Annotated in this window: 14 protein-coding genes; 10 read left to right on the plus strand and 4 right to left on the minus strand. The window is 38.6% G+C overall.

The genetic code is table 11. The features are described 5' to 3' along the window. From Q1K34_RS17115 to Q1K34_RS17130, 4 genes are all read right to left on the minus strand, one after another. The coding region (locus Q1K34_RS17115; RefSeq protein ID WP_300441703.1) for an efflux RND transporter periplasmic adaptor subunit at positions 1-1,554 on the minus strand (1,554 nt) is incomplete at its 3' end. 25 nt (positions 1,555-1,579) lie between these two features. Further along, entirely contained in the window at positions 1,580-2,797 is a 1,218-nt protein-coding gene (locus Q1K34_RS17120) for a TolC family protein (protein WP_011709219.1), read from the minus strand. Further along, the gene (locus tag Q1K34_RS17125; protein WP_300441709.1) at positions 2,794-6,534 is read right to left on the minus strand and encodes an efflux RND transporter permease subunit; all 3,741 of its coding nucleotides are present in this window, start codon (positions 6,532-6,534) and stop codon (positions 2,794-2,796) included. The genes Q1K34_RS17120 and Q1K34_RS17125 overlap by 4 nt, the downstream gene beginning before the upstream one ends. A 103-nt stretch (positions 6,535-6,637) precedes the next feature. Then, on the minus strand, positions 6,638-7,057 hold the full coding sequence (locus Q1K34_RS17130) for a hypothetical protein (RefSeq protein ID WP_041250037.1): 420 nt from the start codon (positions 7,055-7,057) through the stop codon (positions 6,638-6,640). A 164-nt stretch (positions 7,058-7,221) separates the two neighbouring features. Between Q1K34_RS17130 and Q1K34_RS17135 the strand changes: the two genes are divergently transcribed. From Q1K34_RS17135 to Q1K34_RS17180, 10 genes are all read left to right on the plus strand, one after another. Further along, positions 7,222-8,487, plus strand: coding sequence for an acetyl-CoA C-acyltransferase (locus Q1K34_RS17135; RefSeq protein WP_300441714.1), 1,266 nt, complete (start codon positions 7,222-7,224; stop codon positions 8,485-8,487). 431 nt (positions 8,488-8,918) lie between these two features. Then, entirely contained in the window at positions 8,919-9,434 is a 516-nt protein-coding gene (locus Q1K34_RS17140) for a DUF1440 domain-containing protein (RefSeq protein ID WP_300441717.1), read from the plus strand. A gap of 159 nt (positions 9,435-9,593) precedes the next feature. Beyond that, on the plus strand, positions 9,594-9,965 hold the full coding sequence (locus Q1K34_RS17145) for a metalloregulator ArsR/SmtB family transcription factor (RefSeq protein WP_300441720.1): 372 nt from the start codon (positions 9,594-9,596) through the stop codon (positions 9,963-9,965). Between the two features lie 48 nt (positions 9,966-10,013). After that, positions 10,014-10,637: a mercuric transport protein MerTP gene (gene merTP / locus Q1K34_RS17150; protein WP_300441722.1), complete on the plus strand. Its 624-nt coding sequence runs from the start codon at positions 10,014-10,016 to the stop codon at positions 10,635-10,637. 16 nt (positions 10,638-10,653) lie between these two features. After that, complete coding sequence (locus Q1K34_RS17155; RefSeq protein ID WP_300441724.1) at positions 10,654-11,016, plus strand: heavy-metal-associated domain-containing protein; 363 nt, start codon at positions 10,654-10,656, stop codon at positions 11,014-11,016. Between the two features lie 218 nt (positions 11,017-11,234). Continuing rightward, positions 11,235-11,957 carry a hypothetical protein gene (locus Q1K34_RS17160; protein ID WP_300441727.1) on the plus strand — a complete coding sequence of 241 codons (723 nt, stop codon included), beginning with the start codon at positions 11,235-11,237 and terminating at the stop codon, positions 11,955-11,957. A gap of 48 nt (positions 11,958-12,005) precedes the next feature. After that, positions 12,006-13,655: a mercury(II) reductase gene (gene merA / locus Q1K34_RS17165; RefSeq protein WP_300441730.1), complete on the plus strand. Its 1,650-nt coding sequence runs from the start codon at positions 12,006-12,008 to the stop codon at positions 13,653-13,655. Beyond that, positions 13,645-14,262, plus strand: a complete 618-nt coding sequence (locus Q1K34_RS17170) for a DUF2652 domain-containing protein (protein WP_300441733.1) — start codon at positions 13,645-13,647, stop codon at positions 14,260-14,262. Before merA ends, Q1K34_RS17170 begins: the two co-directional genes overlap by 11 nt. Positions 14,263-14,281: 19 nt before the next feature. Continuing rightward, positions 14,282-14,893 (plus strand): organomercurial lyase, encoded by a 612-nt coding sequence (gene merB, locus Q1K34_RS17175; RefSeq protein ID WP_300441735.1) that lies wholly within the window; start codon positions 14,282-14,284, stop codon positions 14,891-14,893. Positions 14,894-15,000: 107 nt separating this feature from the next. Beyond that, on the plus strand, positions 15,001-15,161 hold a 161-nt coding region (locus Q1K34_RS17180; protein ID WP_300441738.1), incomplete at its 3' end, for an FAD-dependent oxidoreductase.

Below are 15,161 nucleotides of genomic sequence, written 5' to 3' on the forward strand. Positions count from 1 at the left end.
TGCTTTACCTTTTAAAACACTGCCGTCTATATCCTGCAGTGCTTCATATAACTGGGTGCTGTATTTAAAGGTGGCCTTCTCATCAGCTTCAACTAAACCATCCTTCAGAGACAGGTAGGCGTGGATCACTGCATCAAGTTGTTTCCTGAAGGAATCTGGTGTTTCCACCCTAAAATCATAAGCCTCGCCTTCCAGGAATTTCTCGGTACTTACCTGGCCCTTAACCTGGCTATTATTTTCTTTCGCCGCATTATTGCCCATATCCATCCCGGGCATTGATCCTCCGGCGGTTCCCCCTTCTGGGCTCATCATAGATTTTTTTCCTTTTAACTGCGCTGCTGCATCTACGGTAAAGGTTCCGTTGGTAACAACCTGTTCCCCATTCTGCAAACCGGAAAGGATTTCATATTGGTCACCTCGCATATTGCCTAGTTTTACTTCCCGAAGTTCAAAAACAGGGTCCTCATTTTTGGCCTTTACATATACCACTGAACGTTCCCCGGTCCAAAGCACGGCACTTTGCGGAATTACTACCATCTCGTTTGTTGGGCCGCTCACCCCTTTTACTTTCCCCTGGACGAACATCCCCGGTTTCAACACTCCATTCTCATTGTTAAGCTCTGCACGTATCATGACAGTTCGTGTAGCGGTATTTAAAACGGGATCTATAAATGAAATTTTCGCGTTAAATTCTTTATCCGGGTAAGAATTGGTGGTAATCTGAATTTCCTGGCCTTCATCTAAGCCGGAAATTTGATTTTCGTACGCATCGAACATAGCCCATACAGAGCTTAAGTTCGCTATTTTATATAAAGGCTGTCCCTGTTTGATATAATCCCCTTCCTGCGCCATTTTTTCTGTTACCGTTCCTGAAACCGTTGCATATACCGGGAAATTTTCTATAACACTTCCCGCTTCTTCAATACTATTAATCTGTTTATCGGATAGCTTCCAAAGCTTGAGCTTGTTCCTTACCGCTTTATAAAGTTCAGGTTGTGATTCCCGCAAAGAAGCCGCCGTAAGCAATTCCTGTTGTGCGGAAACCAGTTCCGGGGAATAAATGGTGGCCAGCAACTGTCCTCTGTTTACCTGTTCTCCAGTAAAATTCACATAGAGTTTTTCTATCCTTCCCGCAAAGTAAGATACCTGTACGGCGTTTAATTCTTCGTTTTCCATAATCTTACCTGAAAGCACCAGCGTATTATTTTCAATCCTGGCACCCCCAACCTGTGTGGTTTGGATATTGGCCAATGCCAGGGCATTTTCGGTCATGGTGAACTGATCTGTGGTCAAGCCACCGGCACCTTCTTCCGCAGGGATCAAATCCATCCCGCAAATTGGGCAGTCCCCTGGTTCAGGCAACATAATTTGGGGGTGCATAGAGCAGGTCCACATCTGTGTTTCTCCATTTTCACCTTCATGGTCATGTCCTTCCGAACCTTCCAACACTTTGGTGCTTTCCAAATTTGTGTCTGATGAGCCATTACTGAATATTAAATATCCCAATACCAGCCCACCAATCAATATTCCTATGTATATACTATATTTTTTCATCTTTATATTTTTTTATATTTCTAGATTAATTATTGTTCAGATAATTAATAATGGCCATTTGTACATAATAATTCTTAGTTGCTTCAATCAATCCTATTTGAAATTTTAGCTGTAATTCCTGAATGTCCAGCACATCATTAAAATCGATAGTGCCGGTTTCATAACTTCTAATTAGAACCTCCTCGGCGTCCCTGGCCTGTTCCAGATTATTTAATTGAGTGTTATAGGTGATGCGGGAAGCTTCCCGGTTGCTACGGGCCCTTTCCAGCGTTGTTTCCAGTTGGTTTCGGCGCTCATCCTTTTGCGCGTCCAATTCTAATTGCCGGAGTTCATTTTGCCTTGATATCGATTTATATTTGTTATTAAAAATAGGGATCGATAGCGAGACCATTGGCATAAAAATATCCTTGCCATTATCATTAAAGTCCATGTCCGGCCGTTCGGTCACTGCAACATAATCTGCCCCAAAACCCAGGTCAGGCAACGATTCTTTCTGATTTAGGACTTCGGCCAGCTCTACCGATTCATAAAGTTCATCATATTTCAACAATTCTGGGTGGTTGTTTAAATTATCTACAGATATTATAAAATCTTCTGAGGGCAATGGTACAGAATCATATACCACTACCTGCTCCCCTTCCTCCCGGTTCAGACGATTATTGAACTCGCTTTGTTCTGCCAAGAAATCCTGTTCCAGTACTTCCTTTTTTTCCACCAGTTCGTTTTGTCTTATTTGCAAGCGTAAAACGTCTACCGCAGAAGCATTTCCGACTTCAAGGGAGGTAAGTGCCAGCCTCTCGTAAGTATCCAGAAGTTCGATATTCTCCTCTAAAACACGTTGTTTGGCTTCAATCGCATACAACCGGTAATAGGACTGGGAGACAGCGAGTTTTAATTTTCGCTTTGCAATGGCGACTTCAATATATTCAGCATCTGCCAGTGCGGACGCATAATTTTCCCTTGCCGTAATAGTCCCAAACCAGGGAATCATCTGCCTGGCCGAAAATCTTACGGATTGTGCCCCCGTCCGGGTTTCAGGTTCACTTACAAAATACCCCCCGCTTACCTCTGTATTGGGCAGGGTATTCACTTCATTGACCTTTTCTTCAGCAATATCATAGCGAAGTTCAAAGGCCTGGATCTCCGGATTGTTTATTTCCGCCTCCTGAAGGTATGACTGTAAATCCTGCCCTCGGGACTGCGTGAAAATCAACAAGGTGATTATTACAATTATATATCTCATTTGTTCTTTCTTTTAAGTGCAAATTCTTTTTTCCAACTAAACAATACAGGTACCACGAAGAGTGTCATAAGGGCGATGAGCATCCCGCCAAAGCTGGGTATTGCCATAGGTATCATGATATCACTACCCCGCCCTGTTGATGTTAATATGGGCAATAAGGCTAGAATGGTTGTTGCCGTGGTCATTAGACAAGGTCGAATCCTTTTCTCACCCGCCTCAACAATAGAATCCCTTATCTCGTCCTTATTTTCTGGATCATTTCTATCAAAGGTTTGTGTTAGGTAGGTGGCCATAACTACCCCGTCATCGGTGGCGATTCCAAAAAGGGCTATAAAACCAACCCATACGGCCACACTCAGGTTAATAGGGTGTATCTGGAACAGGTTCCGTAGATTTTCACCAAAAAAGTTGAAATCTAAGAACCAATCCTGGCCATAAAACCAGATCATCAGAAACCCTCCGGCAAAAGCTACCGCGATACCGGTAAAGACCATTAATGAAGTAGAAACAGATTTAAACTGAAAATACAGGATCAGGAAAATGATAACCAGTGCCAGAGGCACAACTATAGACAAGGTTTTCTCTGCACGGAGCTGATTTTCATAGGTACCGGTAAATCGATAAGTAATCCCCTTAGGCACCACAAGTTCACCAGAATCTATTTTCTCCTGGATTACTGCCTGAGCATTTTCTACGACGTTTACCTCTGCAAACCCATCTAATTTATCAAATAATACATAGCCGATTAAAAAAGTATCTTCACTTTTAATAACCTGGGGACCCTGTTCATAGCGTACGTCTACCAGTTCTCCCAAAGGAACAGGACTGCCATTTTGCACCGGCACATAAATATCCTTTATATCCTGGGGGTTTTCCCGTAATTCGCGGGGATACCTTACCCTAACACCATAACGTTCACGCCCTTCAACAGTCTCTGTAATTTGCATTCCCCCAATGGCAACCTGGAGGGTACGCTGGACATCTTCTATCGCAATTCCGTACCTGGCTAAACGTTCCCTATTTATATCAATAAGTAGATAGGGCTTTCCTACAATACGGTCAGCAAAAACAGCTTCATCTTTAACACCCTCCGCTTCTTTTATGATCTCTTCAAGTTTCAACCCAAAGGCTTCAATTTCCCTAAGGTCCTGCCCTTTCACTTTAATACCCATAGGAGCACGCATTCCTGTTTGCAGCATTACGAGTCTTGTTTCAATAGGTTGAAGCTTAGGGGCCGAAGTAATACCTGGAAGTTTGGTAACCCTTACAATCTCATTCCATATATCGTCAGCCGATTTTATTTCCGGGCGCCATGTTCTAAAATACTCCCCATCTTCATCCGGGATCAGGTCTTCTCTTTTTAGAGAAAACGGATCCCTGAGTTTATCCTGGGCATATCCATCTGCATCTTCATCTATCTCTAAATTGGGATTGATACTTAATTTTCCATCATCAAGTATAAAAAGGCCATCCTCGTTTACCCTGTAGCGTTGGCGTTCCCCCTCTTCATTGCGCATATATTCAGATTTATACTGAATAATATTCTCGTACATAGACAGTGGCGCTGGATCTAAAGCTGATTCTGTACGTCCGGCTTTACCAACTACCGTTTTTACTTCAGGAATATTGGCCACGGCCATATCCAGTTGCCTTAAAATCCGCTTGTTCTCTTCTACCCCTGCGTGTGGCATGGAAGTAGGCATCAATAGAAAGGAACCTTCGTTAAGGGAAGGCATAAATTCCTTACCCGTATTTTGCATTATCACCACCCCAAAAATTACAATAGCCGTAGGAATGGATAAAAACAATATTTTATTTCTTAAGGTCCATCTTAGTATCCTGGTATAATATCTTCTGAAAACGGCGAATGTTCCCAGCAGTCCGAAAGCAATTAAACTCACAAATATGAGGTTCATAAATATACTTCGGTCAAAACCAAGCGGTCTCCAGTAAGCTGCGAGAAGATAAACTATGGTAAAACTTGAAATAATAATATTAATCAAATTGGATCGTTTTGGCGAAATCTTCTTTTTAAGAAGAAGAATTCCGGTGATTCCAAATGCCACCAGTACCAGGCCTAATACATGTCCAAAAATAAGCGCGGTAATCCCCAGGGCAATTACGATAGCGTTAACCGTATAACCGGCCACTGTCTTAATATTTCTTTTTTTGAAAAATATTGCCGCGAAAGGTGGGATTAAAAATAAGGCCACAACGAGCGATGCTGTCAGAGCCATTGTTTTGGTAAAAGCAAGTGGCCGGAACAATTTTCCTTCTGCACCAACCATGGTGAAAACGGGAAGGAAGCTGATAATTGTAGTCAGAACCGCTGTTAAAATAGCCCCTGAGACCTCTGCCGTAGCATTATAAACTATTTCATTAATGGATAACCGGTCCTTATCCTCATCCAGATGCCTGATAATATTTTCTGAAAGTATTACCCCGACATCTACCATAGTACCAATGGCAATTGCTATTCCAGATAGTGCCACTATATTGGCGGGTACTCCAAAGAGTTTCATAGATATGAATACCATTAAGACTGCGACTGGCAACAATCCCGAGATGAGAATGGAGGCTCTAAGATTGAAGACCATTATGATAATCACCAGGACGGTAATAAGGATTTCAAGGGTTAGCGCTTCATTTAATGTCCCCAGTGTTTCCTGGATAAGCTCGGTACGATCATAAAACGGAACTATGGTAACCTGGGATGTCCTTCCGTCACTCAATTCTTTTGAAGGTAATCCTGCACTTATTTCATTTATCTTGTCTTTAACATTATTAATTACTTCTAGTGGGTTCGCCCCGTAGCGGGCAACCACAACACCACCTACCACTTCAGCTCCTTCTTTATCCAGGAGACCACGGCGGGTCTTGGGGCCTAAGGTAACCTTAGCGATATCTTTTATCCGAATAGAGGCAAATTCTTCAGATGTTACAACAGCATTTTGTATATCTTCTATAGATTCAATATATCCCAGGCCACGAACAAGATATTCTGCTTTATTAATTTCTAGGGTCTGGGCTCCAATATCCCGGTTACTTTTCCGTGTCGCTTCTACAACTTTTTGTAGGCCTATATTATATTGGCGCATTAATTCCGGATCTACATCTATTTGATACTCCTGAACAAAACCACCTATCGAAGCAACCTCTGACACACCGCTAGCACCAGATAAAGCGTATTTTACATAAAAATCCTGAATACTCCTTAATTCATGTAAATCCCATCCCCCGGTTACATTTCCATCTTTATCCCTGCCTTCAAGTGTGTACCAGAATATTTGCCCCAAGCCAGTGGCATCTGGTCCTAATGAAGGATTAACATCTTCTGGAAGCAATCCAGAGGGTAGGGAATTTAATTTTTCCAGGATACGGCTACGGCTCCAATAAAATTCTATGTCTTCTTCAAAAATGATATAAATTGCGGAGAAGCCGAACATTGATGAACTTCGGATAGTCTTTACTCCCGGGATACCTAGTAAAGAAGTAGTAAGTGGATAGGTAATTTGATCTTCTATATCCTGAGGGGATCTTCCATCCCATTTTGTATATACAATTTGTTGATTTTCACCTATATCAGGAATAGCATCAACGGCTACCGGATCACTTGGTAAAATCCCGGTTCTCCAATCGAACGGGGCGTTAACCACTCCCCAACCGACAAATAGTACTAATAGCAATATAGCTACCAGCTTGTTTTCTATTAAAAATTTTATACTTTTATTTAGCATATATTTGATTATTAAGTAATTATAAATACTTCTTAAAAAGAAATAAGCATAGCAAAGCCTGCATCAGAAATACCGATGGGCTAATTTTATAATACTTAAAAAATCAAATAAGGAAAGTCTGGTCTAAAATTAGAATATCCCGTACCAGGAGTGGTGGAATATAGGAGGCAAAAGGTACAACATTTCTCTCCAATCCTTCAAATAGATTAATAAAAGAATAACCAAATGAGGTTAAGAAAAGTTGCTGATTATAGGTGAGATCTTCAAAATTAGATTTCACCAAAGTATCCTGACCCTCAATTACAACTTGTTCGCTATTGCAACAAGGTACTTCTGAGACCGCACAAATTTCTATTAATTCTTCATTACTGTCTAATTCTGCGCAATTAGAAGAGTTGTTGAAAAAGGAAAAATCTACTAAATTTTCAGCACAAAAATGCATTTCCACCGCATAAGTAATTGAGGTGCCAAACACGAGTAGTGCCAGGGTCATTGATAGTATTTTATTAAATCCTTTCTTCATTATTAACCGCAAAGATAAGAAAATTAATTCAACTTTTTACTCTATCAAAAAATTGATCGAATTAGTTCTTATTACTTCAACTTATTGAAAACAGATCAATTATATTTTTAAACCATTAGATACACAATTTTATTTAGTTTGTATATTACATAAATATAATTAATATGAAAACAACAGTTGATACCGTTTGGCTAATAGCCGGAGTGAGAACCCCTTTTTCGAAGGTTGATAAAGAATTAAAGGATCTGGATGTAATAAATTTATCCCTCCCGGTGGTGAAGGCCATGACAGAAAATACAAAATTGACTCCCGATTTATTAATTTGGGGCTCTGTTGCACCTAATCTTGGGTACAGTAATTTAGCCCGTGAAATTATAATGGATGCCGGGCTGGATCAAACCATTCCTGCTTTCACCAGCATAATGGCCTGTAGTACTAGTATGATGGCTGCGATAGAAGCTACCTCCCTTATCAATGAGGATCAAATTGCATTGGCTGGTGGAACGGAAAGTATGAGTAGGATTCAGTTGGGATTAAACCAGGATTTTTCAGATTGGTTAAGAAGACTTTTTCAGGCAAAAAGTTTCAAGGAAAAAATAGGGAAGCTTAAAGATTTGAAATTTGGAAATATTCGCTTGTTTATTCCCAGTGTTTCTAATAGAAGTACAGGTTTGAGTATGGGAGAACATTCAGAGATCACTACCAAGCGTCTTGATATAAAAAGAAAACCACAGGATGAAATAGCTCTTAAAAGCCATCAAAATTATACCAAAGCCCGCAAAGATGGGTTTTTCGATGATCTCATCACTCCGGTTAAAGGATTAGATCGTGATACCATCCCACGGGAAGATACTAACCTGGAAAAACTAAGTTCTTTAAATCCCGTTTTTGATAAAGAATCCGGGAATGGTACTCTTACCGCTGGGAATTCTTCGTTACTTACAGATGGTGCAGCGGGATTATGGGTATGTAAGGAAAAAGGAAAAGAAAAGTTCCCAAAGGATTCATATGCCGTAAAACTTATCGATTGGGAAATTGCTGCTGTAAATATTGAGGAAGATGGGCTGTTAATGGCGACAACCTATGCCATACCCAGATTATTGGAACGACATGAACTTCGCTATAATGAAATTGACCTATGGGAAATTCATGAAGCATTTGGGGCACAGGTTGTCGCAAACATTCATTTATTGGAGGATAAAGAGCATTTGAAAAAAGTGGGCACTTCATTTAATTTCGGTGAGTTTCCGCAAAAAAATATAAATCCCAATGGTGGCAGCATAGCCATAGGCCATCCTTTTGCCGCAACCGGCGCCAGAATTATTAATCAGGCGATCAAAGAGCTGGCAAAAAGAGGGACGGGAAAAAGAGCTATTGTAAGTGTATGTGCTGATGGCGGGCTTGGTACAGTAATGCTGTTAGAATCTTAACCCATATTTCCTCTCATTCCGGTCTAAAATTTATTTCTTTCTAATCATTTAACCTCATAATAATTTTCGGAATAATTATTCGATTTAAAGTTTTTCGAACTATCTCAAGAAGCGTTATGAATTTTAATAATAAGCTTTACCTAAAATTATAAGCAGTTTATTAGACAGGTGCTTCATTATGAATTTGAACACTTTTCTCAAATTAAAAAGAATATCCCTCACTATTCATGCCCTTGTTTTATTATGACAATATCCCGTTGTCCCTACAGTAAAACCTAAAAACTTAATCATGAAATATGTAGGAAAATCTTCAGGATATCCATTAGAACTAACTGAATTTTAAACTTCCTTACCAATACTTTAGAACCTAGTTAACTAATTGCGTAAATAATTATATATAATTTGAAGTTCTATTAATAAAAATATAAGCTATGAAAATCTCTAAAGTTTTATTTGCATTCGCAGGTAGTATGGTAAGTGGATATTTGGCCACTAAAGCGATGGAAAAAGTTTCCATGAAGCTGTATAAATTAGAATCTAAAAAAGATCAAGAGAAAGAAGAAGAGGTAAGGCCAGGTCCTCCCTTTCAAATCGCTGCAAAAAAAACTCTTAAGAGTTTAGGTTTTGAATTAAATGAGGATCAGGAAAAAAAGATGGGACAGGTTTTCCATTTTGGTCTGGGTATGGGATGGGCAGGACTTTATCCTATTTTAAAATACACCAACTCCTTATCGACTACTTCTAATGGCTTAATTACGGGTGCTTCCCTTTCTCTAATTGTAGATGAAGGGATTACCCCTGTATTAGGTTATAGTGCTCCAAACAAAAAATATCCTACATCTACCCATATACGCGGTTTTCTTGCACATTTAGTTTATGGAGTGGCAGTGGCTGCAAATTATGAGGGGATTTCCGGTATAATTGGTAAAATAAGTGAAAAGCAATAATTCAGGAGTTCTTTAACTTGGGAGCTTTTCGGTTGGAATGCTAAGGAGCCTCACCTTATACCTCAAAAAAAATTAGAGAATTTTCAGCATTTTATATTTAAGTTTTTGCTTAAATAATATATTAATGATATATTTGTACTGTAATTAAAAATATTATTTATGAGTTTAGAAATAACCTGTACCAGAAATGAAGCTGATCATACGCAAATATTGCGTTGTAAGAATACTATTGACAAATCTTCTTCCAGCTTTCAAACAATGAGTAAAATTTTAACGCTTGCGGGAAATGAGGTACGTTTAAAAATCCTTTTCCTGTTAGATATGGAAAATGAACTTTGTCCTTGTGATATCGCTGATATTCTGGAAATGAGCGTGCCGGCAGTTTCCCAGCATATCCGGAAAATCAAAGATGCCGGTATCATTTCGTCACGACGGGAAGGTCAAACCCTCTTTTATTCTTTAAACGATGGAGGGGAAAAAATCCTTTCTTATATATTTCAAGGGATAAAGCAATCTAAAATAGCGGTTTAAACAGCATAGTTTGATAATTAAATTACAAAAAATAAAATAGCTTAAATAATGAAAACGAATCCTAAATCACCTAAAAAAAATGAATCCAGCGGACTTTTAGGAGCTGGATTGCTTACAGCGGCGGCGGCCTCACTTTGCTGTATCACACCGATATTGGCCTTGATTTCAGGAAGCGCCGGCATCGCCTCCTCTTTTTCCTGGATGGAACCCTTCAGACCATATCTTATTGGTATTACCATCTTAGTACTGGCTTTTGCCTGGTATCAAAAATTAAAACCAAAAACCCAGGAGGAGATAGACTGCGCCTGTGACGAAGACGAAAAGCCTTCTTTCTTTAAATCCAAAGCTTTTCTGGGTATAGTTACTATTTTCTCCGTGTTAATGTTAGCTTTCCCATACTATTCAGAAATATTCTATCCTGATAATAAAAAAGATATTGTAGTGGTTAGCCAGTCAGATATTCAAACTATAAAGTTTGATGTTGAGGGAATGACTTGTGCTGGTTGTGAAGAAAGCGTAAAACACGCAGTAAATCAACTGGATGGGATTTTAGAAGTAATCCCTTCTTATGAAAATGAAAACACTGAGGTCAAATTTGACAATACAAAAACATCTAAAGAAGATATTGAAAAAGCGATTAATTCTACCGGATATAAAGTGGTACATAAGTAAATTCAAACAAAATATTATGAAAAATCTATTAGTAATAACTGTTATAGTTTTATCATTAACCTCATTCCAGGTTAAAGCGCAACAATGTTGCCCTACATCAAAAAGCCAAACAATAATGGAAGCAAGTATCAATCAGCAAACAACAAACACCGTTAAGTTTAAAATTGACGGAATTACCTGCGCGGGTTGTTCTAATGCTATTTACAATGCGCTTAAAGAAGTAGAAGGTGTTGTGGAACATTCGGTTGAATATCCCGGGGATATTGCCATTATTAAGTTCGAAAACACTAAAACAAATATCGAGGCCTTAAAAAAAATTATAGAAAAGAAAGGCTATAAAGTTGAAAAGGTAATAGAGACTACCCAAAACGAGTCATAATTTTTTTATTTACCTATATACTTAAGAAGTTACTTATATAATTAAAGAAAACTTGTCTTTTTACATATTTAAGAAAATCTAAATTAAAATGGGGTGGTGAATCGTTATTTTCTACCATTCAGCCTTATTAACAATTATAAAGAACAACTGAGGTAGCCAGGGAGCTGGATGGTTTGGTTGAAAACATTCTTATAAAAGAGACCGTAAAATAATTAGATATGTTAAACAAAAAAACCTTTTTATCCTTGCTAGCTTTATTTACAGGTGGATTTGTGCCTATAAACTTAATTGTGCTTTCTTTTGGATATGCTCAGTATTATAAAGGAATCACTATGGGGCCAAAAGTCATTAAAACAGCCCACGAATTTGGTGAGCCATATATGCTATTTGTTTATATCCCTTCTATGCTCATCTTAACATGGATTATTTTTTACAGTAAGAAAAATTTCCCTGATCTATATAAACGAATTGTCGTGGGCCTCTTAGCAGGGGCAATAGCTACTATAGGCCTGGACTGGATTCGTCAGATGGGGGTGATAGCTAGCTGGTTACCGGGAGATACTCCAGAAATGTTTGGAAAGATGGTGACTGGGAGCAGTAACTTCAGCGAATATTACTGGGTTGGCCAGTTGATCCATTTTTTGAACGGTGCAAGTTTTGGATTGATATTTACCCTGGTATTTGGAAACTTTATCTCATATAATAAAACCGTTTTATGGGCTATAGGCTGGATGCTGATTATGGAGTTAGGTATGATGACCGGCCCTCCTATGGGACCGATGGCTGGGCTTTTTGGTATCAAATATATGTGGCCTCAATTATTTTTGATCACGCTTGCGGCTCATATTGTCCACGGTACCATTTTAGGATTGTTGGTACACCACTGGCTAGGGATTAACCATACCAAATGGCTAATTCCATTTTTAAAAGATAAATCATAATCAAAAATAATTTGGGTAGTTATTATCCTCAACAGAACAGAAAATAAAATGAATACACAAAAAGAAATCACTTTAACCATTCAGGGTATGACCTGTGCCGGCTGTGCTTCAGGCATCGAAAAAAAAGTAAAGCAATTAGAAGGAGTTATAGCATTAGATGTATCTTATCCTAAAGGCGAAGGAAAATTCGTCTTTGATTCCAGCAACACATCTCAGCAAGATATTATTGATAACATAGAAATGTCTGGCCATTATAAGGTTAGTAACGGCCAACAGGTTTCAGATAAAAAAAATTTTGACCTTATCATCATAGGTGGAGGGTCAGCTGCATTTTCAGCAGCCATAAAAGCTGAAAGTTTAGGACTTAAAACCCTTATGGTAAACGCGGGCCTGAATTTTGGCGGCACTTGTGTTAATGTAGGCTGTGTTCCTTCTAAAAACTTAATAAGAGCTGCCGAAACGGCATATCACGCAACCCATTCTAATTTTAAAGGGATCAGCCCTAAGGGTGTAGATATAGATTTTAGCCGGGTTATTAAAGATAAAAAAGACCTGGTCGCGGCCCTGCAGCAACAGAAATATATGGATGTGGTAAAGGATTTTAAGCACCTGACCATGTTAAAAGGATGGGCTGAGTTTGTGGATAAAAGAACCATTATTGTTGATGGTAAAGATACTTACACAGCCACAAACATCCTTATTGCGACCGGAGCTACCACCAACATCCCTAATATTGAAGGATTAAATGAGGTTGGCTATCTAACCAATGTATCCTTATTCGATTTAGAAGAAAAACCGAAAAGCCTGACTATTATGGGTGCGGGCTATATCGGGTTAGAAATTGCCATGGCATACAATAGATTGGGCGTAAAAGTGCGTATCATAGAATTTACCGACAGGCCTTTAAGAAGCCAGACCAAGGACATAACAGATGTGCTCGAGGCACAAATGAAGAAGGAAGGAATAGAAATCCTGCCTAATTTCCGGGCGTTTAAATTTGAAAAACAGGGAGCGGATACCATTATTCATTGTAACTGTCCCGACGGTACTACCACCCAAATTATTGAAAAAGGCAAAATAGTGGTTGCCACAGGAACAAAACCTAATACTTCTAAACTAGGACTGGATAAGATCAAAATGAACCTTTCAGCGGTGGGACATGTTTTGGTGAACGAAAAGATGGAAACCAATATACCCAATATTTTTGCTGCCGGGGATGTTATCCAGACCCCTCCTTTTGTTTATACGGCAGCCACTGAAGGAAGCACTGCTGTAAGCAATGCGTTCTCACTTTCAAAAACCAGTATCGATTATTCTTCATTGCCTTGGGTAGTATTTACGGACCCTCAAGTTGCTGGGGCAGGTATGGACGAAATAGTAGCCGAAGAAGCAGGTCTTCCCTTTGAAGTGTCTAAATTAGACCTTAGCCATGTTCCAAGGGCTTTGGCCGCACAGGATACCAGAGGGTTTATTAAACTCATACGTAATACTGAAACCGATAAATTAATAGGCGCTAGAGTAATCGCTCCCGAAGGAGGTGAATTGATACAACAATTAAGTATGGCCATTAAGTTTGGTATAACCGTAAAAGATTTGGCAGAAAGCTTTTATCCTTATTTAACCTTGGGAGAAGGGATTAAACTGGCAGCTATTACTTTTGGAAAGGATGTTTCCAAATTAAGCTGTTGTGCCAGCTAATAGTATGGGAGTATCACGATGTATTCAATTGAAAAAAGGGATCATGCCGGGATTATTGCTAATCCCGGATATTACTGGCTTTACTAAATATATTAACGAGGCAGATCTACAATACAGTCAGGTTACTATCGCACTCTTGCTGGAGGCAATACTTAAAAACAACAAATTAGGGCTTCAGGTTTCAGAAATAGAAGGTGATGCCATATTGTTTTATAGTTTCAACAAAGATTATACTGTAGATGAAATTATAGAACAATGTTTTTTAATGCATCGAGCGTTTCACCATCAATTAAAGCAAGTAATTGAAACAGATTGTTCGTGTGGAGCATGTACGCTTTTAGGAGAGCTTAGTTTAAAGTTCATTCTCCATTATGGAGAACTGGGATCTGTTATGATCAATGATTTTTGCAAACTCTATGGTAAGGAAGTAATTGTAGCCCATAGATTATTGAAAAATGATTTGTCACTCAAAGAGTATATCCTTGCAACTGAAGATTTTTTTACCCAGTACGGAACAAATTATATAAGAAATTTACAATTTGAAAAAACATCTCAGGTCATTGATGAAATCGGAGTTACAAATTATCGATTTCTAAAATTTTATTAATTGTAATTACTAAAAGCATATGAAGAAACAGGAAATAATATTTGACGGTCATCAATCCGTGAATGGTTTTGAAAAGATGCTAGAGGAATTGAACCTTCCCAATAGTGATAAAGTGTATTGGGAATTACTTAAGGGAAAACCCCTGCCTCCAGGTCACTTTTCTGAACTAATGGATGTCTCTATAGATAAAGCACATCGAATAATACAGCAATACGGAGAGCTAAATAAAGAAGGTAATATTGTGGCTTATTTAGGACTTTCTTTAAATAAAACCGCACATCAACTAAACTTTGACCATAGAACATTGTATGCCTGGTGTGCAATGGATAGTATTTTATTGCCCCGGTATCTAATGCATGGATGGGAAATAATTTCAATAGATCCTATAACCGACATTCCTGTACAATTGTCTATTTCAGATAATCTTCTAGAATGGACCAGGCCGGTTCCCCTCTTTATTTCATGGGTTGAAAAGGCCGATAGTTGTGATATCAAATCAAGTTTCTGCCGGAACTCCTTCTTTTTTGGTTCAGAGGATGCCGCAAACAAATGGTTAGAAAAAAATCCATTAGGAAAAATTTCAAAAGTAGAAGATTTTTTTTCCAATTCTATCGGGTTTAAATGTTGTTAATTCTATTGGGATGTATATCATAAAGTTATTTTAAACCTACTTTGGTTTTTAGGAAAGAAAACGAGATTTATATAAATTAAAAACTAACCAATCTAATAATTTAAATTATGAAAAAGTACGATGTATTTGTAATAGGTTCCGGTATGTCCGGTATGACCGCTGCCAATAAATGTGCCTCTAAAGGTCTTAAGGTGGGAATTACTGATGAACTTCCCTACGGTGGAACCTGTGCCCTAAGAGGCTGTGATCCTAAAAAGGTGATTATAGG

It is taken from the genome of Christiangramia sp. (assembly GCF_029937855.1).
In the GTDB taxonomy this organism is placed as follows: domain Bacteria; phylum Bacteroidota; class Bacteroidia; order Flavobacteriales; family Flavobacteriaceae; genus Christiangramia.

Coding starts and splice junctions, on each gene's coding strand:
- Q1K34_RS17120 (WP_011709219.1), bottom strand. CDS start 2,797: ATGAGATATATAATTGTAATAATCACCTTGTTGATTTTCACGCAGTCC.
- Q1K34_RS17125 (WP_300441709.1), bottom strand. CDS start 6,534: ATGCTAAATAAAAGTATAAAATTTTTAATAGAAAACAAGCTGGTAGCT.
- Q1K34_RS17130 (WP_041250037.1), bottom strand. CDS start 7,057: ATGAAGAAAGGATTTAATAAAATACTATCAATGACCCTGGCACTACTC.
- Q1K34_RS17135 (WP_300441714.1), top strand. CDS start 7,222: ATGAAAACAACAGTTGATACCGTTTGGCTAATAGCCGGAGTGAGAACC.
- Q1K34_RS17140 (WP_300441717.1), top strand. CDS start 8,919: ATGAAAATCTCTAAAGTTTTATTTGCATTCGCAGGTAGTATGGTAAGT.
- Q1K34_RS17145 (WP_300441720.1), top strand. CDS start 9,594: ATGAGTTTAGAAATAACCTGTACCAGAAATGAAGCTGATCATACGCAA.
- merTP (WP_300441722.1), top strand. CDS start 10,014: ATGAAAACGAATCCTAAATCACCTAAAAAAAATGAATCCAGCGGACTT.
- Q1K34_RS17155 (WP_300441724.1), top strand. CDS start 10,654: ATGAAAAATCTATTAGTAATAACTGTTATAGTTTTATCATTAACCTCA.
- Q1K34_RS17160 (WP_300441727.1), top strand. CDS start 11,235: ATGTTAAACAAAAAAACCTTTTTATCCTTGCTAGCTTTATTTACAGGT.
- merA (WP_300441730.1), top strand. CDS start 12,006: ATGAATACACAAAAAGAAATCACTTTAACCATTCAGGGTATGACCTGT.
- merB (WP_300441735.1), top strand. CDS start 14,282: ATGAAGAAACAGGAAATAATATTTGACGGTCATCAATCCGTGAATGGT.